Below are 22,703 nucleotides of genomic sequence, written 5' to 3'. Positions count from 1 at the left end.
GACGGATCGGCTCCGAACACCGCTGGTGGCGGGCGACCGGACTCGGTCCGCCGATCCCGCGGTTCGAAAACTCGGCGGTGTTAGAATTCTGGGGCATTGTCGCAGGTCCAGCAGTTGACGTACCCGGATCTTCCTGTCGGAGTCGCCCGGCCGAGGAGGCCGTTCCATGGCTGAGTCATCGGTATTGCCCGCGGATCTCGGCGGCAGCCCGGATCTCGAACGCATCGTCCTCGAGCACGCATATCGAGGCGCGCATCTGCAACTCGCGCTTCGTGGTGTGCTGGTGCTCTTCATCGCGTTGACACTGGTGTTCGTCCCGCCCACGAACGACGCGAATGTGTGCGTGGCGGTCCTGATCGGCTACGCGCTCTGGACCGTCGGGCTCGCGATGTGGACCCGTCGAGGCGGTCCGGGGCCGGTGAACGCGATATGGCTCGCCCTGTTCGTGGACCTTGCCGTCATCGGTAGTCTCACCCTGCTGACGGGGATTGCGGCGCAACAGAGTTGGACCGCAGACATCTTGACCAACGGACTGTTCGTGATCCCGCTACTGGCCTGCACTCAGCTCCGCCCGGGGGTCTGCGCCTCCGTCGTCGTGCCGACGGTCCTGGTGTTCCTCGCCGCCAGCTGGGCCACGATGGCGTCGAACGAGGAACCGTGGTCGTCCATTCTGCTCAGCACGATGGCACTTGCCATCCTGTCAGCGGGCGCAGTCGTGCTGAGCAGAATCCAACGATCCAGGGTGCTCACCATCGGTCACCTCGTCCACGACCGCACCGCCCTGCTCGCGGAGTTGATGGGCCTCGAACAGCGCGAACGACGTGCGTTGTCCGAACAACTCCACGACGGAGCGCTGCAGTTCGTGCTGGCCGCGAAGATGGATCTCGACGACCTCACCGGCGGCGCGGATCCGGAGGCCGTCGATCGCATCACCCACGCACTCACCGAATCCGCGACGCTGCTGAGGGCCACCGTCTCGGAACTTCATCCCACGGTGCTCGATCGCGTCGGACTTGCCCGCGCTCTCGGCGACATCGTCCGGTCCGCCCAGGCGCGTGGCGGTTTCGACGTGGATCTCCAGACGGTGGAATGGGACGACGACTTGCGTACGTCGGCCGACGACGTGCTGTTCAGCGCGGCACGCGAATTGCTCAGCAACGTGGTCAAGCATGCGAGAGCCCGCACCGTCCGCGTCGAGCTGTCGCGGACGGGTGGGCATGCGGTTCTCGACGTCACCGACGACGGGTGCGGCATCTCCCGTGAAGCGATCGACCGCAGTCTGAGTCGGGGACACATCGGACTGACGTCGCACGAACTCCGCGTCGTCGCAGCGGGAGGCAGTTTCTCCGTCCGTCCCGGACCACGTTCCGGGACGGTAGCCCGCATCGAGATGCCGTTCGAGGTCGTCACAGCGTCCGATTCCCTCACGATCTCGGCGCACTAGCAGGGACCACCCCGAACGGTGTGAACCTCGCGAGTCAGTCGGAGGTGACGGTCGACGGGCTCGGTTCCAGGAGAGCGGTGAGGCACGTCGGACCCAGGCCGATCTCCGGCCACCCCGCCGAGATCATGATGTCGTGCGGTCGCGTACACGTGCCGAGCCAGTAGTTCGGCTCCGTGCGGTAGGCGGGCACTCCACCCCACTTCCGGGGTGAACCGGACCGTGGCAGATAGGGGTCGGCAACGCCCACGACAGAGCCCAACTGCAGCAGCACCGACAGATACGACCACTGGGTGTCGGGGTCCGCCGGATCGGACAGCAGCCGAGTCTCGTGGTGTGCACGCTCGGCGGTGCGCCCCGTGGCAGTCAGGGCGAGACGGACGTGGATTCCGGACGAGAACGCGACAATTCCCAGGAGGTCCAGGGTGAGGTGAGTTCCGGACGCGAGGATGGTGGGACCGTGCACCGCGGTCCCACTGGCTGTCGGCGGCGCGAATGCCGGCCAACGCGCTCTGCGCATGCCCACGATCGTGCACCTACATCGAGGCGGAATCAACGTCCCACGCCCGCGTGCGTGGGACGGCACTCGAGACGGCCGGCGCGGCACAATGGCGTGACGACGTTCGAGGTGTCACTTCCGGGAACGCTTATCGTGGATGGAGGTCGAGGCGGGTGCAGGACGGAAGGTTCGCAGCGGAGGGAGTGCCGATGGAGTCGCTGCCGGATTCGGGGATGCTGCTCGCGGTCCTCGAACACAGTCCGGCGTTGGTGTTCGTGTCCGAGTTCGTGTCCGGTCGGATCGTGTATGTCAATCCCGCGGGTGTCGGTGTCCTCGGATTCGGTGATGCCGTGCATGCGTACTCGAGGACGACGGCGGAACTGTTCACCGACGTCGGTCTCGTGCAGGCGCGTGAGGTGGAGTCGGCTCTGGCCGACCGGGGAGAGTGGACCGGGTTGACGGAATTTCGCCACTTCGTCACGGGCGAGCCGATCCCGATGCTGATTTCGACTTTCGTGCTCGAATACGCGGAGACCGGGCCGTCGGTGATCGGGTCGATTGCCCAGGATCGCCGCGGCGCCGAAGACGACGAGCAACGCCTGCAGCGCGCACTGGGGGAGTCCGCATACCGGGCCCGCGAGCAGCAGGCGATCGCAGACCTGAGCCAACTCGCCGTCGGCGGAGACCTCGACGAACTCCTCTCGGCGGCGGCCGGGGCGGCGGCCGCGCTGATGGGTGTGCACTGTTCGTCGATCGCCCGGGTATCCGACGACGGCGAACTCACCGTGCTCGCCTACCGCGGACCCGAGCCCTGTCCCAAGACATTCGCCCCGGGGCCGGGATCACAGCCCGGGTACGCCGCCGCCGACGGGTCGGTGATCGTGTGCACCGATCGGGTCCACGAGACCCGGTTCTCCACGGCGGGGATGAGCGGGCGCGGGCTGCAGAGCGGGGTGTGCGTTCCGTTCGGCTCCGATGCGGTGTGGGGCGTGTTGACGGCGCACAGTCGTCGCCCCCGCGAATACACCGACCGTGACCTCACCTTTCTGCGCTCGGTGACAGCCGTGCTTTCCGCGGCGATCCGCCGTATCGAGGCCGAGGCCGCCTTGGTGCACCAGAGCCTGCACGACCCGCTGACGGGATTGCCGAACCGCACTCTGGCTCGCCGCCGGCTCGACGAGGCCCTGGACGCGGTGCCGCGCGGCGGCCCGCGCGTTGCGCTGTTGCTGGTGGATCTCGACGACTTCAAGACCGTCAACGACAGCCTCGGTCACGCGGTCGGCGACGACGCGCTGATCGTGCTCGCCCGGCATCTGCGGTCGGCGGTGCGTCCGGGCGATACCGTGGCCCGCCTCGGTGGTGACGAATTCGTGGTCGTCTGTGAGCACGTCGCGGGCGCGGCGGAGGCGGTCGCGATTGCCGCTCGGATCGCCGGGAGTTTCGCCGACCTGAACCGGGCACGGTCACTCGAGTGGCCGATCAGCGCCAGTATCGGTGTCGCACTGTCCGATCCGGAGGGCACTCGTGAAGAGCTCGTTCGGCGGGCGGATGCGGCGATGTATCGTGCAAAGGCCGCGGGAGCCGGCGGGTACGCGCTCTACGACGACACCTTCTAGCGCAGCAGCACGCCCCGATCGGTGTGATGGTGCCGACGCGACACGATATCGTGGCCACTGCTAGGCACCCTGGGGTGGGGAAATTGTCATCTTGACGCGCTTCGCGACGCGTCGAATACTTGTCGGACAGGGCGGCTCCCGTCGGCGTTCGACGGGGGAATTCCGCGTTTTGCCCTTGTGAGAGAACGATATTCGCGTCTTCGGCGGCTGTGAACGCGTCGGCGCGGATGTCGGACGGAACTGAGGCGCTCGATGGCAGATTTCGACCCAGACGCGACCCAGGCGGCGTCGGTCCGCGCAGTCGGCCACGGGATCGTGGCGGAGTTGGACGCTGCCGGATTCGCGGGTGCCGAGGAGGTGGGCCGGGGCGGGTTCGGTGTCGTGTACCGCTGCCTGCAGCGTTCGCTCGGTCGCATCGTCGCGATCAAGGTCCTGACGTCGGACCTCGACTCCGAGAACCGCGAGCGTTTCCTGCGGGAGGGCTACGCGATGGGCGGACTCTCCGGCCACCCGAACATCGTCAACATCCTGCAGGTCGGCGTGACCGAGACCGGTCGCCCGTACATCGTCATGCATTACCACCCCCGCGACTCGCTGGCAGTGCAGATCCGCAGAGAAGGTCCGCTGCCCTGGCCGGAGGCGATCAGCATCGGAGTGAAGTTGGCGGGTGCACTGGAGACGGCGCACCGGACCGGCACCTTGCATCGCGACATCAAGCCGGCGAACATCCTGCTCACCGACTACGGCGAGCCGCAGCTGACCGATTTCGGCATTGCGCACATCGCCGGCGGTTACGAGACCGCCACGGGCGGGTTCACCGGGTCACTGGCGTTCACCGCTCCGGAAGTCCTCAACGGCGAATCGCCGACCGCGCGTTCGGACGTCTACGGTCTGGGCGCGACGATATTTTCGCTGATCGCGGGGCGGGCGGCGTTCGAACGGAAGACCGGCGAGGAACTCGTTGCGCAGTTCGTGAGGATCAGCACCCAAACGGTGCCGGACCTGCGCGCTCAAGGCATCCCGGACGGTGTGTGCGCCGTCATCGAGAGGGCGATGGCGCCGAACCCGTTCGCCCGGCCGGCCTCCGCCGAGGAATTCGGCCACGAACTCCAAGCCGCCCAGCGACACATCGGGTTGCGTTCGGACGCGATGGCGTTGGCACCCCTGGAGCCCGCCCAGCCGGGCCAGGCGCACCCGGCCGCGGATGCGGGTGGCTACCGTCAGATCCGGTTCGAGGATTCGGACGGTCAGCGCCGATTCTTCGCATCGACCGAGCAGATCCAGCCCGATTCCCACCCCTCGGCCCCGTTCTGGCCGCCGACGGGTCCGTCGCCCTGGCCGCCGCCGGAAGCGCGGGGTCGCAGTGGGCCGGCCCGCGGCCGGCGGCGCGGGATCCTGATCGTGCTCGCACTGGTGGTGACGCTGGTGCTGGCCGGTGGCGGTTACCTCGTGTTCAGGGAGGCAACCGGACCCGGCACCGCGGGGCCGATCGCCCAGGATGGCGGTGAACCCCCGGCCGTCGACCCGACCGCGGCGTGGCGGCCGGTCGGCGACGCCCGTGTCGCCCGACAGCAGACGGCGACGACGGTGGCGGACGGGACCATCTGGGTGTTCGGAGGGTTGGACGACAACGGTGTCTCCGCCCGGCAGGAGGGCTACGACCCGGCCATCGACACCTGGAAGGCGGGCCCCGATCTCCCCGTCCCGCTCAATCATGCGATGGCCGTCACCTACAACGACGAGCCCGTACTCATCGGCGGGTGGCAGGCGAAAGGCCAGAACCTCACTGCCGTCGCCTCCGCACGGGTGATGGCCATGCGCGACGGTCGATGGGTGGACCTGCCCCCGCTGAACGTGCCGCGGGCGGCCGGTGCCGCCGCCGTGGTCGGCGACAGGATCGTGGTCGCCGGGGGACAGGCGGACGGCGAACTGGTTTCGCCGACGGAGGTGTTCGACGGCACGAAATGGACGACGGTCGCGCACATTCCGACGTCACGGGAGCACCTGGCCGGGGTGTCGGACGGGAAGTACTTCTACGCGATCGGCGGGCGTGACCTCGCGTCGGATCAGAACACGGCCGCGGTCGAACGGTTCGATCCGGTTGCGGGAACGTGGGCGACGCTGCCCGGCATGCCCACCCCGCGTGGCGGGCTCGGGGCGACGTTCATCGACGGCCGCATCGTCGCGGTCGGCGGTGAGGAACCGACCCGCGTGCTGTCGACGGTCGAGGCCTACGACGTGGTTGCAGGGTCGTGGTCGCAACTTCCCGCCCTGCGCACGCCCCGGCACGGGATGGCGGTCGGCGCGGTCGGCAACACGGTGTACGCGGTCGGCGGCGGCATCAAACCCACGCACGCCGAATCGACAGCAGTGTCCGAGGCACTGCAGATCGCGCCGCGCAAGACTCAATGGGCGCCGGCGTGGCGGCCGCTCAGGGACGCGCCGATCGCCCGCCAGCAGACCGCGACGGCCGTCGCGGACGGGACGATCTGGGTGTTCGGCGGACTCGACAACGTGGGGTCGACCGCGAAGGTCGAGGGCAATGACCCGGCCATCGACACCTGGAAGGCGGGCCCGGACCTTCCGGTCCCGCTCAATCACGCGATGGCCGTCGAATACGGCGGCGAGTTGGTGGTCCTCGGAGGCTGGGTGCCGGAAGGGCCGAACCTCACCGGGAAGACGTCGGACCGGGTGCTCGCGCTGCGGGACGGCAACTGGGTGGACCTCCCCCCGCTGAACGTGCCGCGGGCGGCCGGTGCCGCCGCCGTGGTCGGCGACAGGATCGTGGTCGCCGGGGGACAGGCGGACGGCGAACTCGTGGCGTCGACAGAAGTCTTCGACGGCACGAAATGGACGACCGTCGAAGACATTCCGACGTCACGAGAGCATCTGGCCGGGGTGACGGACGGGAAGTACTTCTACGCGATCGGCGGGCGCGATCTGGCGTCGGATCAGAACACGGCCGCGGTCGAACGGTTCGATCCGGTGGCGGAGACGTGGGCGACGCTGCCCGGCATGCCCACCCCGCGCGGTGGGTTGGGGGCGGCGTTCATCGACGGACGTATCGTCGCGGTCGGCGGTGAACAGCCGACCCGGGTGCTGTCGACTGTCGAGGCCTACGACATCACCTCGGGGACCTGGTCGGCGTTGCCGCCGATGCCCACCGGAGCCCACGGGATGTCCGTCGCAGCGGTCGGGCACACCGTGTACGCCATCGGCGGCGCGCTTCGGCCCACGCATGCCGAGTCGACTGCGACCGCGCAGGCACTCGATTTCTGGTGAGAGCAACGGTCGCGGACTGTTGATCCGCCGGCAACTGCGCCACTCTGAATGTCCTCTGTGCGTGTCGTTGTGCGCAGTAGAGGGGGACTAGACTTGTGGTCGGGAGACACGAGATACGGGCCGGGTGGGAAGAGGTTCGTGATGAAGGTGACGGCGACGGCCACCCGTCGCGGTGGATCGTGGGTGGTGAAGGTTCCGGGAGTCGAGGGCGCGGTCACCGAGGCGCGGCGACTCGATCAGATTTCCGCCATGGTGGCGGAGGCCGTGCATCTGGTCGAAGGTGTGCGGGCCGAGGACGTCGAGGTGGAACTCGACTACGACATCGGAGATCCGGCGGCGCTCATGGAGGCACGCGCCGCCCACTGGCAGGTCGAGTCCGCCGCCCACGCTCAGGAATGTGCAGCGCGGGCCTCGCGGGCGGCGGTGGCGCATCTTCGCCGATCGGGTCTCTCGGTGCGTGACATCGGTGTCATCCTCGACCTGAGCCCGCAACGGGTCTCCCAGCTCGACCGCGCCGGCCTTCATGCCTGACGGCGGTGCGTCCGACAGTTGCCACACCGATCAATCGCGGATGCCGCAGCGAATCCAGTTCTGGATCCGCCAGATCACGTTGTACAGGTTCCACGGTGCGATGTCGTAGGTGTCCCACGTCTGACCGACATGGGCGGTCCATTCAGGGATCCGGCCACAGCAGATCCGGTGATCGAAAGCGGCGAACAGGGCATTGCAGAGCGCAGTACGCATCAGGATTCTCCCGAGTCGGGGCGGCCCCGGACCGGGGCTAGCCTTGGTGCGTTCTGCGCATGCGAGCACAGTACCCGGACGTCCCGACAACTTCCGATCCGGTAACGCCGGTGCGGCCCTAGGATGCAGGGAGAGCCCTTCGCGATGAACGGCTCGGCGCAGGTAGGGGGAGTGCGGATGCGTAGAGCAGGAAAGATTCTCGCCGGAATCGGCATGGCAACAGTGATCACCGCCACCGGTCAGGGCATTGCGGTCGCGGCGCCCGAGGGTACGACGGAAAGCGTGACGACCCTGCAGGTCCCGCCCATCGGGATGAGCCCGGTACTCGCCGCCTACTTCACCGTCGACGCAGTCACGGGTCGGGTACCCGGAGTCGTGCGGTTTCGCACCGTGAGCGAGTGTTACGTCCTGAATCCCATCAGCGCGGACACGTGCATTCCCGGACCGGGTAACGCCATGCGGGCGAATGCTGTGCGGGTGCACTGGCTGAACATGAACACCGGGGCGACCGGCGCGGTCACGATCCCCATCGGGACCGCCGGGTCGACCGATTCGCCGCGTCCCGAGATCGACGTGGCCACCGGCAGCGGGCGAATCGTCGTCGGCACGATGGCCCCGGCCGAGTATCCACAGGCGTTGCTTCCGGGCTTCGGCACCTTCGACGTGCCCTGATCGTCTCCGCCGCGAACCGCCGGCCGCCACCGCCTAGAATTCCGGTGGAGGCGGGCGCGCCTCTCCGATGCGTCGCCCGTCCCCGGTGCACAGTCCCGCAGACGCGGCAATTTCGATCGGCGGAGAGTGGCAAATGCAAAGTGGAGCGTTGTTCGGCAGGTACCGGCTGGACCGGTCGCTGTCGGTGGACGAGAACGGCGAGGTGTGGGCGGCATTCGACACCGTCACCGCTCGGCACGTCACGGTGCGGGCGTTGCCGCGGGACGCGAGCGAGGACGACGAATACTGCGATCGATTCGTTCGTGAAGCCGGTCTCGCGGCACACATCCGGAACCCGCACGTGGTTCCGATTCACGACTTCGGGCAGATCGGTAACCGGCTCTACCTCGCAACTCCGCTAACCGGCGGCACGAATCTGCGGACGATCCTCCAGGCGAGCGGGCCGATGGAGGCAACTCGCGCGGCCGGGGTTGTCGAGCAGCTGGCGTCGGCGCTGGAGGCCGTGCACGCCACGGGGCTGGTCGAGCAGGGAGTGACGTCGGGGAACGTCGTCGTGACGGACGGGGGACTGGTTCAGCTCACCGACGTCGGGCTCCCTGCCGCTGCCGGCGCCGCGGCGGGAGTCCCAAGTCTGAGCACCGTCTTGTACGAGTGTCTGACCGGTGGGCAGTTCGCGTCGAACGGCCGGGAGTTGCCGTCGTCGAAGTTCTCCACGCTGCCCGTCGGCATGCAGGCCGTGATCGCACGCGGAACGGCAGCCGATCCCGGGCGGCGCTATCGGTCGCCGAGCGACCTGGCGACGGCCGCCGCTCGTGCTGCGGCGACAGGGCCGCAGGCTTCCGCGGATCCCGCTCCCGAAACCCCGCCGAACGGCCGCAACCGCCGTCTCCTGCTCGCGGGACTTGCGCTCGCCGCGATCATCGCCGTCGCGATCGTCGGGGGCGTGATCATCGGGTCGCAATCGTCGTCGCCCGACGTCGTGGTGCCCGTGCCGGCGTCCAGCGCGGCTGGGCCGACATCCGCCACGTCATCGACTGCCGCGGCGAATCCGACGGCCGCCGAGCAGGTGCCACCGGCCGCGGAGGCTCCCGTTCAGGACGAGGTCCCGCCGGCGGAAACTCCGGCGCCGCAATCGCCGGTACTGCCGGTGCCAGCACCCGCACCCGCACCAGCACCCGCACCAGCACCCGCACCAGCGCCCGCGCCTCCGGCGGCGTCCGCTCCGCAGGTGCTGCCCTGTTACCCCGGCTACGAGCACACCCCGCCTCCGGACGGACCGTGCCTCCCACCCGGCTCGCCGCCGGTTCCGGCACCGGCACCGGCACCCGCGCCTGCGCCTCAGGTGCTGCCGTGCTACCCGGGTTACGAGCACACGCCGCCCCCGGACGGGCCGTGCTGGGCGCCCGGCCCGTGAGCCGCATCGGCGACGGGTTGATGTCGGCGACCACCGGAGGTGATCACCGACCGCTGTCGGCGGCGATCCAGGATTCGCAGACCTCGCCGACAGCGGCGGCGATGGCTTGTCCGTACAGCGTCCGCGCAGATCGGGGCTGTTCGATCTGGATTCCACCCGCAGCGCCGACGGTCAGGCGGTTGACCAGGTTGGATGCCGATTCACCGCTGTACCGTTCGCCGGGATCCGCTACGCGCACACGGATGCCGGTTCCGTCGAGTGCTGTCGCGACTGCGTCGAGAACTTCCGATTTGAGGCGTGCGGGTGCACGACCCCCGATGAGGACGTCGTCTCCTCTGTAACCGTGGAACGACACCGCCCACCGGAATCGGCGTGCAGCCAGGGAGCGTAGAAGCGGGAAGCTGCGCACGCTGAGATCGCCCGAGGAAATGTGCCACGCCCGGTACGCATTGCCTACCGGTCGCCACCCTTTGCACGTCCACAGTGTCGAATCGCGTGATCCGAGCGACGCGTAAACCTGCTCGGCCTGCCGATCCGTGTGGCTTTCGATGGCGCCGCCGTGCGGTGCGAGGACAGCGAGGCGGTGGTGGCGCCCGTCGTCCTCGAGTCGTTCGATGAATTCACCCTCGACTTCGGCCTCTGCCTCGGACATGGTGGGGTCTATACACCGAAGGTCGAGGACCACTGCGTGTCCGGACTCGGCGCCGATCCGACGGCATCCACCATCAGTTACCTGCACGGTGTCGATCCCTCCTGCACCGTTGCCTGGTACGAGTGTGAACAGTGCGGTCGTTCCCTCGCGACTCACCCGCACCTGCTGACGGGGCTCGGCTCCGATCCCGGCCAGCAGGCGCGGGTGAATCCCGACATGTTCGGCGACGTTGGCGCTGGTGGATCGACTTCGACGGACTTCGAGGCGAACGATTGAAATCTGCTGTGACGGACGCTCTTCGAACACCTCCCCAGGTTAGGCGCGAATCCGTCGTGGACACGGTGGAAACGGCCGTCCGCCACCGATCTGGAGTCCAGGTTCCGTCCCAACGGGCCCTTGTCGGCAGTTGTCGCGCGGCGAAGACTCGAATCCATGACTAACAAAGCAGTGGTCAGTCTCACCACCGGTCTCGAGGACGCCGAGAAGGTGACGGTTGCGTTTCTGGTCGCGGTCGGCGCGGCAGAACAACAGCGCCAAACGCTGATGTTTCTCACGAAGGAAGCGGTACGGCTCGCCCTCGACGGCACAATTCAGGGCGTCGCATGCGAGGGTTGTCCGCCGCTTCCCGATCTGGCGGCACGATTCGAGAACGCCGGCGGCACCTACATGGTGTGTCCGATCTGCTTCGAGGCCAAGCACCTCGACAAGGACGCGTTGGTATCCAACGCCGAGCTCGCCGGGACGGTGCCGATGTGGAAGTGGATCGGTGACGAAGGAGCGGTCACGTTCAGCTACTGAAACGGTACGTACTCGTCGACACCGACACCGGTGTCGACGACGCCCTTGCCCTCCTCACCATTGCGCACGACCCTGGCATCGAGATCGTCGGTGTCGGGAGCGTGTTCGGCAACTGCACCGAACGGCAGGCCGCGTCGAATGCCCTCACGGTGCTGTCCGTCGCCGGTCTCCGCGACGTTCCGGTGTGTATCGGACGGCCACGGCCCGGGCCTCCGCCGGCAACGCCGTCCGCGCACGGTCTCGACGGACTCGGCGACCGCGGCCATCGGCCACCGCCGGACGCGCGTCCGGCGCCCGGTTCCGCCGTCGAGCAACTCTTCCGCGCCGCGGAAGAACGGCCCGGGGCGGTGGACCTGCTGTGCCTCGGACCGCTGGCCAACATCGCCGCCGCCGTCACACGCGACCCTCGGATCCTGACGCGGTTCAGGGCCGTCACCATCATGGGCGGAATGGGCCCCGCCTCGCGGCGAGGCGCCGAGGCCGCAGTGCAACCACATTTCCTTGCGAAAGGCGACACGAACACCGACCACGATCCGGCTGCCGCCGCGGTCGTCGCGGCAGCGCCGGGGCCGATCACGTGGGTGGGAATGAACGTCACCGGCCGTCTCAGATTGGCCTGGGCCGACGTGGTCGCTCGCTCGGCACCGGGGAAGGTCGCGACGTTCGTCCGCGACATCACCGAGGACTACCACCGGCACTGCACCACCACGTACCGCGCAGAGCACCCGGTCTACACCTCACACGATTCCGTCGCAGCTGCCGTGATGCTCGACCCGGCGGCCGTGCTGTCTGCCATAGACGCCCACCCCCAGGTGCTCCGGGAGGACGGGCGGTCGAGTGTCTGGGGCGTCGCTCGGGCGCGCGGGACGGTGCACCGTTTCGTGATCGACGTCGATTACCGCTCGATCAGAGACCGGATCGCTGCCACCCTCGATGCAGACATTTCCCGAAGCGACTGACGGTGCGCGTGCAGTGGCGGACACCGCCGCTCATGCGGTGGCATCGAGCAGATGCAGTTCCTCCGCAACGATCAGATCGACCTCGTCACTGGTCAGACCGGACAGCAGATGTGCCGACAACATCGCACTCACCTCCTCATTGTGCTTCTACCAATGAGTCGAATGGGCGAGCGCGATATCGACACGGTCGCCGAAATTCTCCGCAGGAAATTTCGGCGCTAGTTGCCGTCCACCGGAACTGCATCCGGACCCGGTGCGGACGGATCGAACGGCGGCGGGTCGGCGGGGTCGAATCCGCCGCGCACCGTCGAACAGGTCGCTCCGGGCTCCGGGTAGGTGTTCGGGTTCTGTCGTAGAGCCGTGAGGAAGTCGGCGATCCTCTGATCGTGGACGTCGTCGAGTCGGAGTTGGTGACCCCACGACTGCAGGGACACCGCCGAATCGAGACCCGGGTACGGCGACATCAGGGTGTACGGCACCCCGTCGACGTGCGCCGCCAGTGCGGTGACGTCGTCGGCGCTCAGATGGTCCGGGTCGTAGGTCACCCACACGGCCCCGTGTTCGAGGGAATGTACGGCGTTCTCGGCGCGGATCGCTTCGGGATAGACGATTCCGGTGCACGTCGCCCAGTACTGATCGTGTGCACCACCGAACGGCGGACTCTCTTCGTACGCCACTCGTTGCGGCGCTTGCACATGGTCGGCGGGCGGATAGTCGACGGTGACGATCCCCTCGATTCCCAATGACGGGTCAGGGTTGTCCGCGCTGGGTGCGAAGTCGTGGGCTTTTCGGGCGTCGTCGGATCCGGCGGTCAGTACATACGCACCGATGGCGACAGCCCCCACCACCGCCACCGCGGCGGCCGCGAGCAGCCAGGGCAGACGCCGTCGCGTCCCGCCTGGCTTCGGCCGGGATTGCGGGCTCTCGCTGCGGTCGTTCGTCATTGCCGATCCTTCGTCTCACCGGGCGCCCAGACCGCGCATCCCATCTACGAAGGATCGTAGTAGACGGGTGGGGTGTTGCTGACGAAGGGAAATCGCAGTGCAACGTCGGGTGCCCGGGGTGCATCGATGCAGCGCGGAGGTGGGACGGCCTCCACGAAGTCGAGATCAGCTAGTTCACAGCGAGGGGCGCGGGCGCGATATCGCGAAATCGATCATGGCGAAGACTTCGCGCTGGGACATCGTGTCGCCGGCCTCGTTCGTCTGAGCGGCCTCGATGAGGTCGTCGGTGAGGCTGTCGAACAGCAGTGCCGTGCGGGGATCGGCCCGAAGGCTGCCGTGCGTTTCGAGGGCACGCAGCGCGTCGACCGCGTCGCGGTAATCGGCGAGACCGTCACGCGGCGGGAGCAACTGCATCGCTGGCGCGTTCATCGTGGTCAGCTCCGAACCAGGCTGTCGGACAGTCGCGCTTCCTGCAGCGCTCGACTGGTGGGATCGCAGCGGAACTGCCCGGTCGTGGTGTGCCGGTAGCCCGGGCCGTCCTTCGCGACGGCGTGCCCGCAGTAGCGGCACTCGTGACCGTACTGCCCGATGCGGATGGTTTCGATGGTGGGATATGTGTTGGTGCTCATGGTCTCGTTCGTTGGTGTGGTCGGTGTGGTCGGCGCAGCGGAGGTCGGGCCCGGCCGAGGTGGACTTCGCGGTGACATCGCCGCCGGCGGGCGGGTCATGCGTATTCGACGACGGCGTCGGCCGACCCGGCGTGGGCGCTTCGTTCCAGTGCTTCCCAAACGAGGTCGTAGCGCTTGAGCGTTATCTCGTCGGCGTTGGCGAGCAGGGCGGTGAGGAGGGAGTGCGGGTCGTCCTGCCAGGAGTCCAGGGCGGCCGCGACTGTCCCGTTGCTGAACAGGCCCGATTGGGCGAGTGCGTGTGTCCACTCGTCGAACAGTCCGCGGTGGATGCGCTCGACTGTGTCGTGGTCGAATCCCTCGGCGACGAAGTCGCGAGCGAAGGTGGCCGTGACATAGTCACCGCAGGTCATCGGTTGTGCGTTCATCGGTGCGGGCATCCTCCGTCAGTGGCGGCGTCGGACCATCGGGCGACTCCGGGCTCATGAGTGAGACAACTCACATCGTCGCCCATCCGGGGTGCGCGACACATCGGCCGAATCACCGGGGGGTATACCTATTTCTGGTCCGCGCAGGCCCCCACGCGGTCGGCTGCAGGGAATGTCTTGCCTGGTCACGGCGTCGCTGGTCGCCCTTACGCGCTTCGGCCGATTCGGGCGTACCCGGTCGGTTCTGCGCGGCGTAGCCGTAGGCGACCGGCTCAATGCGGGGGACCGGCTCGTGGACGTCCTGCAGGTGGCGGCCACCGCGCCCGGACCGGTGCTGCTTCGCCCCCGAGCCCGGTCGGGCGCATCCCAACGACCGTGATCTGCGCGGTCTCGTCCCCGAGGCCATCGAAGGTGTCCTCGCCCTCTGGGATGCCCGTCCCGGCGGCGTGCACGGGTGGCTGAGAGAGCGCGGTGCCACCGACGAGACGATCCGACTCTGGACCACGCGCTTCACCGGGTAACGCCGTTCGGCCGGGCGGGACGGGTGCCGGCAGCGGTTCAGCGACTCGCGACGGCTCTCATCCGGTCGTCGCGTAGAGCGTCCGTGAATTTGCTGCACCCGCTCTCGCGGCCGAGCACGGTCCTGCCCAGCAGCACCAACCCCCACGGGCCTATCACCCACACCGGCCAGGCGTAGATCATCGCGCCGGTAGCGAGTGAGACGATGCCCCAGATCGCGATGTTGATTCCGCCCGCGACGGCCCAGGCGAGCCATTCGATCTTCTGGTGGCCGGGAATTCTGCGACGCGCCGGACGGGTGGGTGGCGTCGTGACCGATGCAGCGGCAACAGTGGGGGCTGCGGACGGTAGGTCACGCAACACCTGATGGGCCTGTTGCCGGGTGGTCGATCGATAGACCTCTGCCGCCCGCTGGTCGAACTCCCCGATGGTCAGCCGCCCCGCGGTGAGGTGCCGCCCGAGTTCGGCGACGACCTGGTCGCGTTCGGAATCGGATATCCGGATGTTGTCCGCGTACTGCATCGGACCCTCCTCGGCGATGACGTTCCACTGTGGAATGTCGCTATCACCATGATCGATATGCCACAGTGGAATGTCAACCCCCCGACCGAGCGAAGGACCGCGAGATGGACGAACGCCCCCTCAATGCCACTGCGGCATCGCTCCTCGGGTTCCTGCACGAGGGTTCCAAGACCGGTTGGGATCTGGTGGTGACCGCGCAGGAACGCATCGGCAAGTTCTGGTCGATCACGACCAGTCAGGTCTATCGGGAGCTCGCGGCAATGGAGCGTGCCGGCCTGATCGAGGCGGGGGAGCGCGGTGCCCGCGAGCGCAAGCCCTACACACTCACCGACGAGGGTCGACGGGCGTTCGCCGAATGGATTCAGCGCGAACCCGGCCCGGAGAACATTCGCTATCCGTTGCTTCTCACCGTCGCATTCGGCGCGCACCTTCCGCCCGACCGATTGGCCGACATGGTGGACTCGCACCGTGCGGCCCACGAGAGGCAACTCGCGGAGTACGAGCGGGACGCGGCCGTGCACGAATCCAACCGGTTTGCGCTGGCCACACTCGACTTCGGGATCGTGTACGAGCGCGCGGTGCTCGACTGGTTCGACCTGGTCGCGGACCGGCTGAGGCAGTGAACGGTGGATCGTGCCTCGCTGGGTGCCGACGGCGGGCAGTCAGCCGATCACGCCGTCCTCGGTGACGGTCGTCGGCAGGTCTACTCGTTGCGGAGTCCCGGCCCCGTCGTGGATCACGGTGACGAAGGCCGGAAACACGATTCGCCACGAGCCGGCGACGGGAGACAGTGCGCTCGCGGAGAAATCGGCCCACTCCTTCGGTAGCAACGTCACCGCTCCTTCGTGCAGCCACTGCGGCGTCGGGACCCGCCGGTTCTGCTCCTCGGCGGGATCGACGACGAATCGCACGTCGGTGGCGATACCGGTTCCGACATTGTGTAGCCGGAACCGGTCGACGGGTCCACGGATGCGCTGGACGTCGAACTCGACTTCCAGCGGCCGCGGGAGCGCCTGTTGCGCGGCTTCGGCGATCCTGGTCATCGCTTCGAGTTGCCCGAGCGCCGCCTCCAGCGCGGCCTCCGCTTCGTGCCTGGCCTGATCGGCAAGATTCGCTTTCCGCCAGGCTGCGGCAGCGGTGGCGCCGAGCAACACCGCAGTCGCCGCGCTGACCCACGATGCGGTTCTCATGCGCGGAAACTTACCCGAACGCGAATCCGGGGGGCGCGCTGGTGACGTCTCCACGGGCGACGAGGTGGCGGACCGCGGTCAGGGGTTGACGGAGAGAAACACGTACGCGGCCAACAGCACCAGGTGGACGCCGCCCTGGAGTCGGGTGGCGCGGCCGGGAACCACCGTCAGCATGCCGACCACCACGGTGATCGCGAGCAGCACGACCTGGGTCGGACCGAGGCCGAGCAGAAGCGGCCCGTCCAGCCAGATCGACGCGACGGCGATGGCGGGGATGGTCAAACCGATGCTGGCCATCGCCGATCCGAAGGCCAGGTTCAAACTGATCTGGATCCGGTTTCGCTGCGCCGCCCGCACCGCGGCGAGGGTTTCCGGCAGTAGCACGAGCAGCGCGATGACCACACCGACGATGGATTGTGGCAATCCGGCGTCCTCGACCGCGTCCTCGATCGCGGGCGATTCCACCTTCGCCAGACCCACGACCGCGCACAACGCCACCACCAGGAGGGCGAGGCTCACGCCCGCCATCCTGCCCGTCGGGGGAGCGGAACTCCGGTCGCCGGTTTCCGGTTCATCGGCAATGACCGGCAGGAAGAAGTGCCGGTGCGGCCCGGTCTGGGTGAGGACGAACATCCCGTACAGCACCAGCGAGGCGACCGCCGCGAATATCAATTGGGCCGAGGAGAATTCGGGACCCGGTCGGCTCGTCGTGAAGGTCGGGAGCACCAGGCTCAACGTTGCGAGTGACGCCACCGTTGCCAGCGCCGCGCCGGTCCCCTCGGCATTGAACAGCGCGACCCCGTACCGTCGTGAGCCGACGAACAGCGACAACCCGGCGATGCCGTTGACGGTGATCATCACCGCCGCGAACACCGTGTCGCGGGCCAGCGACGCCGTCGCCGGGCCACCCGAGATCATCAACGTCACGATCAGTCCGACCTCGATGACCGTGACCGCGACCGCGAGAATCAGCGACCCGAACGGCTCACCGACCTTGTGTGCAACCACCTCGGCGTGATGAACGGCCGCGAGTACCGCACCGACCAGGACTACCGCGACGGCGAGCACCACGACCGTGCCGATGTGGCGGCCCCAGGTCACGCCCAGCACCGCAACCGCGACGGGTGGTATCACCAGCGGCCACTCCGCAGCGACCGACCGCCACCCGAATGCCATGACTAGACCTTGCCAGCTCGATCCGGTCCCGTGCACCGCAATGGGTCAGGTCCGATCGGTCCGGGCGATCGCGGCGTCGGTGGCGGCTTCGACGGTCATCACGATGAATTCGCGGCGTCGTGAATCCCGGTCGTCGCGGCGGGAAGGAGGTGGCGAGAACAGTCGGTCCGCGGTCTGGAGGGTGCCCCAACCGTCGACCAGGGTGATCACCGTGATGAGAAGTTCCTGGGCGTCGGCCTCGGACAGGCCGGTGGCTTGTTGCGCTCCCGCGACCAGCGTCTGTGCGTGTTTCCGACGGGTTTCCTCGGCGACCGGCTTCTCGAGTTCGAGGCCTTCCCAGAACAGCAGTCGGGTGAAGGCCGGGTGCGAGCGTTGATAGTCGAATCGACGGCCGGCGTAGTCGGCGACGGCCGACACTCCCTCTCCGGACAGTTCGACCGCATCCAGCGACGCCGTGAGTTCACTCTCGACAACGGCGCTGAAGAACGCCTCTTTCTTGCCGAAGTACTGATAGATGCGCTCCTTGTTCACTCCTGCTTTCGCGGCGATCCGGTCGACTCGGCCGCCGGCCAGTCCGAAGGCACTGAACTCCTCGGCGCCCGCCTCGAGCAGGAGTCTCTTGGTTCGTTCGGTATCCCACGCCACCGGTGCATCCTAACGGCAAACTCCAACTGTTTGGTTGCAAAGTTGTCTACCGGCGCTCTACTCTCCAAATGCAACTGAATAGTTGGAACTTGGAAGGGCGCTCTCAGCATGGAATCTCTCGCTCTGGCATCCGCAGTGGTGGAGCAGCTCGCCCCGGTGGCAACGAAGAGTCGCCGCACGCGGACGGGCCGGACTGTCCAGGACGTCGTGCCGGCGCCGTCCATTCACCTGCGGGTTGCCGTCACCTGGGTCTCGATCTTCCCGCTCGTCACGCTGGGCATGACCGTCATGACGCTGTCGGGCCCGATCACTGCCACCTGGCCGACCTGGCTTCGCGCGCTGTCGCTGACCGGTGTCGTCGTCCCCACGGCGGTGTACTTCGTCGTGCCGCGAATCCTCGCCGTGGCCCTCCGGTGGTTGAGTTGGCGGCGACGGCGCTCCGCCGCCACACCGGGCTGATCCGGCTACTCGTGCCGGATCAGGCCGGTTCGGCGGCCATCCGCCCCGATTTCACCGCGGCCACCAGTTCTGCGTGGTCGGCTTCGGTCTGATCGGCGTAGCGGACGGCATACCGGCCGATCGCCTCGTCCAGTTCGGTGTCGCCCGCGAAGTATCCGGCGAGCGCCCGCGGGTCGAGTGAGCGGGTGTGTGCGCGGGCGAGCAGGGCGCCGGCCAGGCGGCCGTAATCATCGAGATGATCCTGCTCCAGACCGGTCGGATCGATGTCGCCTTTGAGGTTCCGGAACTGACGCACGATGTAGGGGAGGCCGTCGATCGTCGTCCAGCCCAGAAGGATGTCCGATTCCGCTTGCACCAACCGGGCACCGTGCACGATCCGCTTGCCCTCGTGCTTCGGTTCGTCGACCGGCAGGTACGCCGCCAGTGCGGACGGCCGGGCCTGTTTCAGTTGAAGGACGAGCACCTCGTCCCGATTGCCGTGCAGCAGAGCGATATAGCTGCGGAGCCCCACGCTGCCGGTCCCGACGATCCGGAAGGCGACGTCGGACACGACGAATCGGGTGATCAGGTTCCGTCGCGACTCCCGAAGTGAGTCGACATAGCGTTCCAACCCGTCGGTCACCGCATCGGCGGTCGCGCGATCCACGTGCGTGAGGATCGGCGGATCGTCGACGAACCGTCGCCGGCGTATCCCGGTCTCGTGATTTTCGAAATGGGCGGTCCATTTCGCCGCCACCTTCTCGCTGGTGTTGCGTCGCGCCTTCTGCGCGGCCTTGTCGAAGTCGTCGAGCAGAGCGTCGGCCTTTGCCCGCGCGAGCACCGACTTGTCCGGCAGCGCATTCCAGGACTGGAGGAACGGAAGTTCGGCGAGATCGCGCATGGTGCGCCGATACGATTTGACGGCGTCTTCGGCGGCCTCGACACACCCGCTCTCGGACACTCCGCCCTCGCGTCCGGCGAGGACCAGGCTGGCCGCGAGACGTTTGAGATCCCATTCCCACGGACCGGGGAGGGTCTCGTCGAAATCATTGATGTCCATGACGATTTGACCGTCCGGCGTCCCGTACAGGCCGAAGTTCGCCGCATGCGCGTCACCGCACAGCTGCGCCGTCAGTCCGGTGACCGGAGAGGCGGCGAGGTCGGCCGCCATCAGGCCGGCGGCGCCGCGGAAGAAGGCGAACGGCGAGGCGATCATCCGGCCGATCCGCAGGGGGACCAGATGCGTCAACCTGCCCTCGTTGTCGGCCTCGACGAAGTTCAGCACATCCGGCCGGCCGGCGCCGGTCGCGGCATGATCGTGTGCACGGGACGGCACGCTTGCCTGCAACGCGTCGCCGCGCGTGAATACGTCGTCCGCCTCGTCCTGGGTTCGCAGATCCACGGCGCGCGCTCGATTCTTCGTCACCCCGGCGACACTATCGGAGGCATGTGCGCGGTCTGAACGCTCGGCGTCTTCGCCGCACGACATTGTGGCTGAAGAGTGGTTATGCTTCGGTTTCCGGTGGCGGGCAGCATCCGGCACCGGAGACACGTTCCGGAGGCATGCCGTGCCGCCGGGCCTTCCTCGAGGGAGGAACGCTATGTCCGCTGAACCCGTTGCCGCGACGCCCGACAACCCCGCCGGCCACATCCGACTGACGTCCCACAGTGGCGGTGTCGGGGCTATCCCGGTTCACTGGGGCGCGCCCACGGCGTCCGAGCGCGGTCCGGTGGTCGGCACCACCACCAATCGCGCCCACCGCAACGTGATCGGGACGCACAGTGGCTCGTACAGCATCTACCGGGCGCTGGCTGTCGCTTCGGGTGCGCTGTCGCGTCACCACAAGGCCGACCTCACCAACACCGCGCCCACGAACGCCGTCGGCCCGTATCCGCAGTGGAGCGAGCCCGGCAAGATCGTGAGCCTGGATCCGTGGGGCGCCACGGTGGCCGAGGTCTTCGCGGCCGAATTGGCGGCCGGCCACGACATCCGGCCCAGCATCGCCGTGACCAAGGCGCATGTGATCCTGCCGGAGATCATGGACGCCATCCAGAAGGGTCGCCTGCATCCGGACGGGCGTTTCCTGCTGCCCAGCGGTGCGGCGCTGGTCACCAAGGCCGCGATCGAGCCCGTCTGGCATCTGCCGGGGGTGGCGGAGCGCTTTCATTGCAGCGAGACAGATCTGCGCCGTGTGCTGTTCGAGGAGACGGGCGGCATGTACCCGGAACTCGTGACGCGCTCGGACCTCGAGGTGTTCCTGCCCCCGATCGGCGGGCAGACCGTGTACATCTTCGGTGACGCGCGAGATCTGGCCGATCCCGCGGTGGAACTGACCGCGCGCGTACACGACGAGTGCAACGGCTCGGACGTGTTCGGCTCCGACATCTGTACGTGCCGTCCGTACCTGACCCATGCGATCGAGGAATGCATCCAGGGCGCGCAGCGCGGCGGTGTCGGCCTGGTGGCCTACTCCCGCAAGGAGGGGCGCGCGCTGGGTGAGGTGACCAAGTTCCTGGTCTACAACGCCCGTAAGCGCCAGGTGGGCGGAGACACCGCCGATCAGTACTTCGCCCGCACCGAATGCGTGGCCGGCGTGCAGGACATGCGCTTCCAGGAAATGATGCCGGACGTGCTGCACTGGCTGGGTGTCCGGAAGATCCACCGCCTGGTCTCCATGAGCAACATGAAGTACGACGCCATCACCGGCTCGGGCATCGAGGTCGGGGAGCGAGTGGACCTCCCCGCCGATCTGATTCCGGCCGACGCGCGAGTGGAGATCGACGCGAAGATGGCGGCCGGCTACTTCACCCCGGGCGCGGTGCCGGACGCCGAAGAATTGGCGAAGGTCAAGGGCCGGGAGTTGGACGAGTGAGCGTCACCGGCGTCGGTCCCGTCCTGGACGTCGGGCGGGCCGACGGTGCGGCGGCGGCCCTGCGCACCACGACCGCCGTGCGGGAACGCGCGCAACTGCTGGTGCGTCGCGCGCGCGAGGGCGGCTCCCGCTGGTTCGACGTGGACGACGGCGCGCTGCAGACGGCCGCGGGCGAGGTCGTGGACGTCACGCACGCCCGCTACCCGGACCTGAAGATCCCGTTCCACAGCCGGTGGCGCCATTTCGAGGCCGGCGGAGTGGATCGAAAGGCCGAGCTGGATGCACGGTTGGCCGCGCTGGACGCGCCGGGCCGCGCCCGCGCCATGATCGACCTCGCCGTCGTCAGCGTGCTGCTCGATGCCGGCGCCGGTCCCGACTGGCAGTACCGCGAGGAGGCGAGCGGGCAGCGCTTCGCCCGTTCCGAGGGCCTGGGTGTCGCGAGTTGGCACGCCTTCCTCGGCGGACTGTTCTCGAGCGACGGCGCGCAGCCGCTGCGGGTCGACGCGGCGGGACTGCGTGGCCTGGACGCGGACCGGCTGGCCCAGGCGTTCCAGGTGGGTCCCTCGAATCCGTTGGTGGGACTCGAGGGCCGGGTGCTGCTTTTGCGCCGGCTGGGTGAGGCGCTCGCCGTGCAACCGGACGTGTTCGGTCTGCACGGCCGGCCGGGCGGTCTGTTCGACCTGCTCGTCGCGCCGCAGGTACCGGGCGCGGCGACGGTGGCGGCCCACGACATCCTGTCGCAGCTGCTGACGTCGCTGTCGGGCATCTGGCCGGCGGGCAACGCCATCGGCACCGAACCGCTGGGCGACTGCTGGCCTCACGATTCAGTGGACGGTCCGGGTCTGACCCGGGGCTGGGTGCCGTTCCACAAACTGTCGCAGTGGCTGACCTATTCGTTGCTCGAGCCCTTCCAGTGGGCCGGTGTGCAGGTGGTGGGGCTGGACGCGTTGACGGGACTGCCCGAGTACCGCAACGGCGGCCTGCTGCTGGACACCGGCGTGCTGCGCCTGCGCGACCCCGGCTGGGCTGCGCGCAGCTGGGCTGCGGGCGACGAACTCATCGTCGAATGGCGGGCGTTGACGGTGGCGCTGTTGGACGAACTGGCCCCGCTGGTGCGCGCACGGCTGGATGTGGATGCCCGGGAGATGCCGCTGGCCTGCGTCTTGGAAGGCGGCACCTGGGCGGCGGGCCGTGCGCTGGCACAGCGCACCCGTGGTGGGCTGCCACCGCTCTCCGTCGTCAGCGACGGCACGGTCTTCTAGAAC

At 68.1% G+C, this 22,703-nt stretch carries 25 protein-coding genes; 13 read left to right on the top strand and 12 right to left on the bottom strand.

Annotated features, from left to right (window positions below; genetic code table 11):
* Nucleotides 1-166: 166 nt before the first annotated feature.
* The gene (locus tag ROP_RS01940) at nt 167-1,444 is read left to right on the top strand and encodes a sensor histidine kinase (RefSeq protein ID WP_012687666.1); all 1,278 of its coding nucleotides are present in this window, start codon (nt 167-169) and stop codon (nt 1,442-1,444) included.
* A 34-nt stretch (nt 1,445-1,478) separates the two neighbouring features.
* Here ROP_RS01940 and ROP_RS01935 read toward each other — a convergent pair whose 3' ends face one another.
* Nucleotides 1,479-1,961 carry a hypothetical protein gene (locus ROP_RS01935; protein ID WP_063721415.1) on the bottom strand — a complete coding sequence of 161 codons (483 nt, stop codon included), beginning with the start codon at nt 1,959-1,961 and terminating at the stop codon, nt 1,479-1,481.
* Nucleotides 1,962-2,149: 188 nt separating this feature from the next.
* On the opposite strand from ROP_RS01935, the gene ROP_RS01930 reads away from it, so the two are divergent.
* The 3 genes from ROP_RS01930 to ROP_RS01920 all read left to right on the top strand — a co-directional run bounded on the left by ROP_RS01930 (nt 2,150) and on the right by ROP_RS01920 (nt 7,369).
* A complete protein-coding gene (locus ROP_RS01930) occupies nt 2,150-3,556 on the top strand; it encodes a sensor domain-containing diguanylate cyclase (RefSeq protein WP_012687664.1) in 1,407 nt (468 codons plus the stop codon).
* A 252-nt stretch (nt 3,557-3,808) separates the two neighbouring features.
* Nucleotides 3,809-6,838, top strand: a complete 3,030-nt coding sequence (locus ROP_RS01925) for a serine/threonine-protein kinase (RefSeq protein ID WP_012687663.1) — start codon at nt 3,809-3,811, stop codon at nt 6,836-6,838.
* 141 nt (nt 6,839-6,979) lie between these two features.
* Entirely contained in the window at nt 6,980-7,369 is a 390-nt protein-coding gene (locus tag ROP_RS01920) for a hypothetical protein (RefSeq protein WP_012687662.1), read from the top strand.
* Between the two features lie 30 nt (nt 7,370-7,399).
* On the opposite strand, the gene ROP_RS01915 is transcribed toward ROP_RS01920, so the two are convergent.
* Nucleotides 7,400-7,582: a hypothetical protein gene (locus ROP_RS01915; protein ID WP_012687661.1), complete on the bottom strand. Its 183-nt coding sequence runs from the start codon at nt 7,580-7,582 to the stop codon at nt 7,400-7,402.
* 177 nt (nt 7,583-7,759) lie between these two features.
* On the opposite strand from ROP_RS01915, the gene ROP_RS01910 reads away from it, so the two are divergent.
* Both ROP_RS01910 and ROP_RS01905 read left to right on the top strand, forming a co-directional pair.
* Complete coding sequence (locus ROP_RS01910; protein ID WP_012687660.1) at nt 7,760-8,254, top strand: hypothetical protein; 495 nt, start codon at nt 7,760-7,762, stop codon at nt 8,252-8,254.
* A gap of 133 nt (nt 8,255-8,387) precedes the next feature.
* On the top strand, nt 8,388-9,668 hold the full coding sequence (locus ROP_RS01905; protein WP_012687659.1) for a serine/threonine-protein kinase: 1,281 nt from the start codon (nt 8,388-8,390) through the stop codon (nt 9,666-9,668).
* Between the two features lie 43 nt (nt 9,669-9,711).
* Here the strand turns inward: ROP_RS01905 and ROP_RS01900 are convergent, their stop codons facing one another.
* The gene (locus ROP_RS01900) at nt 9,712-10,320 is read right to left on the bottom strand and encodes a poly-gamma-glutamate hydrolase family protein (protein WP_231868847.1); all 609 of its coding nucleotides are present in this window, start codon (nt 10,318-10,320) and stop codon (nt 9,712-9,714) included.
* 36 nt (nt 10,321-10,356) lie between these two features.
* Here ROP_RS01900 and ROP_RS43945 point away from each other — a divergent pair, with 36 nt between their 5' ends.
* The 3 genes from ROP_RS43945 (at nt 10,357) to ROP_RS01890 (ending at nt 12,077) form a co-directional block, all read left to right on the top strand.
* Nucleotides 10,357-10,596, top strand: a complete 240-nt coding sequence (locus tag ROP_RS43945; protein ID WP_231868846.1) for a hypothetical protein — start codon at nt 10,357-10,359, stop codon at nt 10,594-10,596.
* Nucleotides 10,597-10,752: 156 nt separating this feature from the next.
* Nucleotides 10,753-11,118, top strand: coding sequence for a DsrE family protein (locus tag ROP_RS01895; protein WP_012687657.1), 366 nt, complete (start codon nt 10,753-10,755; stop codon nt 11,116-11,118).
* Complete coding sequence (locus tag ROP_RS01890; RefSeq protein WP_043824062.1) at nt 11,115-12,077, top strand: nucleoside hydrolase; 963 nt, start codon at nt 11,115-11,117, stop codon at nt 12,075-12,077. Before ROP_RS01895 ends, ROP_RS01890 begins: the two co-directional genes overlap by 4 nt.
* A gap of 218 nt (nt 12,078-12,295) precedes the next feature.
* Here ROP_RS01890 and ROP_RS01885 read toward each other — a convergent pair whose 3' ends face one another.
* The 5 genes from ROP_RS01885 to ROP_RS01860 form a co-directional block, all read right to left on the bottom strand.
* A complete protein-coding gene (locus tag ROP_RS01885; protein ID WP_012687655.1) occupies nt 12,296-13,021 on the bottom strand; it encodes a DUF3105 domain-containing protein in 726 nt (241 codons plus the stop codon).
* 174 nt (nt 13,022-13,195) lie between these two features.
* The gene (locus tag ROP_RS01880; RefSeq protein ID WP_012687654.1) at nt 13,196-13,450 is read right to left on the bottom strand and encodes a hypothetical protein; all 255 of its coding nucleotides are present in this window, start codon (nt 13,448-13,450) and stop codon (nt 13,196-13,198) included.
* A 5-nt stretch (nt 13,451-13,455) separates the two neighbouring features.
* Nucleotides 13,456-13,650, bottom strand: coding sequence for a hypothetical protein (locus tag ROP_RS01875; protein WP_043824059.1), 195 nt, complete (start codon nt 13,648-13,650; stop codon nt 13,456-13,458).
* A 95-nt stretch (nt 13,651-13,745) separates the two neighbouring features.
* Complete coding sequence (locus ROP_RS01870) at nt 13,746-14,075, bottom strand: hypothetical protein (protein WP_043824057.1); 330 nt, start codon at nt 14,073-14,075, stop codon at nt 13,746-13,748.
* Between the two features lie 558 nt (nt 14,076-14,633).
* Nucleotides 14,634-15,116, bottom strand: coding sequence for a DUF1707 SHOCT-like domain-containing protein (locus ROP_RS01860; RefSeq protein ID WP_012687650.1), 483 nt, complete (start codon nt 15,114-15,116; stop codon nt 14,634-14,636).
* 104 nt (nt 15,117-15,220) lie between these two features.
* Here ROP_RS01860 and ROP_RS01855 point away from each other — a divergent pair, with 104 nt between their 5' ends.
* Nucleotides 15,221-15,739: a PadR family transcriptional regulator gene (locus tag ROP_RS01855; protein WP_012687649.1), complete on the top strand. Its 519-nt coding sequence runs from the start codon at nt 15,221-15,223 to the stop codon at nt 15,737-15,739.
* 39 nt (nt 15,740-15,778) lie between these two features.
* Here the strand turns inward: ROP_RS01855 and ROP_RS01850 are convergent, their stop codons facing one another.
* From ROP_RS01850 to ROP_RS01840, 3 genes are all read right to left on the bottom strand, one after another.
* Nucleotides 15,779-16,306 (bottom strand): hypothetical protein, encoded by a 528-nt coding sequence (locus ROP_RS01850; protein WP_012687648.1) that lies wholly within the window; start codon nt 16,304-16,306, stop codon nt 15,779-15,781.
* A 78-nt stretch (nt 16,307-16,384) separates the two neighbouring features.
* Nucleotides 16,385-17,482, bottom strand: coding sequence for a calcium:proton antiporter (locus ROP_RS01845; RefSeq protein WP_012687647.1), 1,098 nt, complete (start codon nt 17,480-17,482; stop codon nt 16,385-16,387).
* Nucleotides 17,483-17,527: 45 nt separating this feature from the next.
* On the bottom strand, nt 17,528-18,127 hold the full coding sequence (locus tag ROP_RS01840) for a TetR/AcrR family transcriptional regulator (RefSeq protein ID WP_012687646.1): 600 nt from the start codon (nt 18,125-18,127) through the stop codon (nt 17,528-17,530).
* Nucleotides 18,128-18,235: 108 nt separating this feature from the next.
* Here ROP_RS01840 and ROP_RS01835 point away from each other — a divergent pair, with 108 nt between their 5' ends.
* The gene (locus ROP_RS01835; protein WP_012687645.1) at nt 18,236-18,586 is read left to right on the top strand and encodes a hypothetical protein; all 351 of its coding nucleotides are present in this window, start codon (nt 18,236-18,238) and stop codon (nt 18,584-18,586) included.
* Between the two features lie 19 nt (nt 18,587-18,605).
* On the opposite strand, the gene ROP_RS01830 is transcribed toward ROP_RS01835, so the two are convergent.
* Nucleotides 18,606-19,991, bottom strand: coding sequence for a DUF2252 domain-containing protein (locus tag ROP_RS01830; protein ID WP_043824053.1), 1,386 nt, complete (start codon nt 19,989-19,991; stop codon nt 18,606-18,608).
* Nucleotides 19,992-20,166: 175 nt separating this feature from the next.
* Here ROP_RS01830 and ROP_RS01825 point away from each other — a divergent pair, with 175 nt between their 5' ends.
* Together ROP_RS01825 and ROP_RS01820 are read left to right on the top strand one after the other, a co-directional pair.
* Nucleotides 20,167-21,438, top strand: a complete 1,272-nt coding sequence (locus tag ROP_RS01825) for a GTP cyclohydrolase II (protein ID WP_012687643.1) — start codon at nt 20,167-20,169, stop codon at nt 21,436-21,438.
* Nucleotides 21,435-22,700 carry a URC4/urg3 family protein gene (locus tag ROP_RS01820; RefSeq protein ID WP_012687642.1) on the top strand — a complete coding sequence of 422 codons (1,266 nt, stop codon included), beginning with the start codon at nt 21,435-21,437 and terminating at the stop codon, nt 22,698-22,700. The genes ROP_RS01825 and ROP_RS01820 overlap by 4 nt, the downstream gene beginning before the upstream one ends.
* Nucleotides 22,701-22,703 lie beyond the last annotated feature (3 nt).

Origin of the sequence: Rhodococcus opacus B4 (assembly GCF_000010805.1) — a bacterium.
In the GTDB taxonomy this organism is placed as follows: domain Bacteria; phylum Actinomycetota; class Actinomycetes; order Mycobacteriales; family Mycobacteriaceae; genus Rhodococcus_F; species Rhodococcus_F opacus_C.
Note: the sequence above shows the minus strand (reverse complement) of the source record. Positions and strands in the feature narration are given on the sequence as shown.

Bases quoted from the DNA above. Each gene is read 5' to 3' on its own strand.
- ROP_RS01870 (WP_043824057.1), bottom strand. From the start codon at position 14,075: ATGAACGCACAACCGATGACCTGCGGTGACTATGTCACGGCCACCTTC.
- ROP_RS01930 (WP_012687664.1), top strand. From the start codon at position 2,150: ATGGAGTCGCTGCCGGATTCGGGGATGCTGCTCGCGGTCCTCGAACAC.
- ROP_RS01835 (WP_012687645.1), top strand. From the start codon at position 18,236: ATGGAATCTCTCGCTCTGGCATCCGCAGTGGTGGAGCAGCTCGCCCCG.
- ROP_RS01845 (WP_012687647.1), bottom strand. From the start codon at position 17,482: ATGGCATTCGGGTGGCGGTCGGTCGCTGCGGAGTGGCCGCTGGTGATA.
- ROP_RS01875 (WP_043824059.1), bottom strand. From the start codon at position 13,650: ATGAGCACCAACACATATCCCACCATCGAAACCATCCGCATCGGGCAG.
- ROP_RS01885 (WP_012687655.1), bottom strand. From the start codon at position 13,021: ATGACGAACGACCGCAGCGAGAGCCCGCAATCCCGGCCGAAGCCAGGC.
- ROP_RS01940 (WP_012687666.1), top strand. From the start codon at position 167: ATGGCTGAGTCATCGGTATTGCCCGCGGATCTCGGCGGCAGCCCGGAT.
- ROP_RS01905 (WP_012687659.1), top strand. From the start codon at position 8,388: ATGCAAAGTGGAGCGTTGTTCGGCAGGTACCGGCTGGACCGGTCGCTG.
- ROP_RS01825 (WP_012687643.1), top strand. From the start codon at position 20,167: ATGTCCGCTGAACCCGTTGCCGCGACGCCCGACAACCCCGCCGGCCAC.
- ROP_RS01855 (WP_012687649.1), top strand. From the start codon at position 15,221: ATGGACGAACGCCCCCTCAATGCCACTGCGGCATCGCTCCTCGGGTTC.
- ROP_RS01915 (WP_012687661.1), bottom strand. From the start codon at position 7,582: ATGCGTACTGCGCTCTGCAATGCCCTGTTCGCCGCTTTCGATCACCGG.
- ROP_RS01860 (WP_012687650.1), bottom strand. From the start codon at position 15,116: ATGCAGTACGCGGACAACATCCGGATATCCGATTCCGAACGCGACCAG.
- ROP_RS01910 (WP_012687660.1), top strand. From the start codon at position 7,760: ATGCGTAGAGCAGGAAAGATTCTCGCCGGAATCGGCATGGCAACAGTG.
- ROP_RS01850 (WP_012687648.1), bottom strand. From the start codon at position 16,306: ATGAGAACCGCATCGTGGGTCAGCGCGGCGACTGCGGTGTTGCTCGGC.
- ROP_RS01925 (WP_012687663.1), top strand. From the start codon at position 3,809: ATGGCAGATTTCGACCCAGACGCGACCCAGGCGGCGTCGGTCCGCGCA.
- ROP_RS01895 (WP_012687657.1), top strand. From the start codon at position 10,753: ATGACTAACAAAGCAGTGGTCAGTCTCACCACCGGTCTCGAGGACGCC.
- ROP_RS01920 (WP_012687662.1), top strand. From the start codon at position 6,980: ATGAAGGTGACGGCGACGGCCACCCGTCGCGGTGGATCGTGGGTGGTG.
- ROP_RS01935 (WP_063721415.1), bottom strand. From the start codon at position 1,961: ATGCGCAGAGCGCGTTGGCCGGCATTCGCGCCGCCGACAGCCAGTGGG.
- ROP_RS01880 (WP_012687654.1), bottom strand. From the start codon at position 13,450: ATGAACGCGCCAGCGATGCAGTTGCTCCCGCCGCGTGACGGTCTCGCC.
- ROP_RS01900 (WP_231868847.1), bottom strand. From the start codon at position 10,320: ATGTCCGAGGCAGAGGCCGAAGTCGAGGGTGAATTCATCGAACGACTC.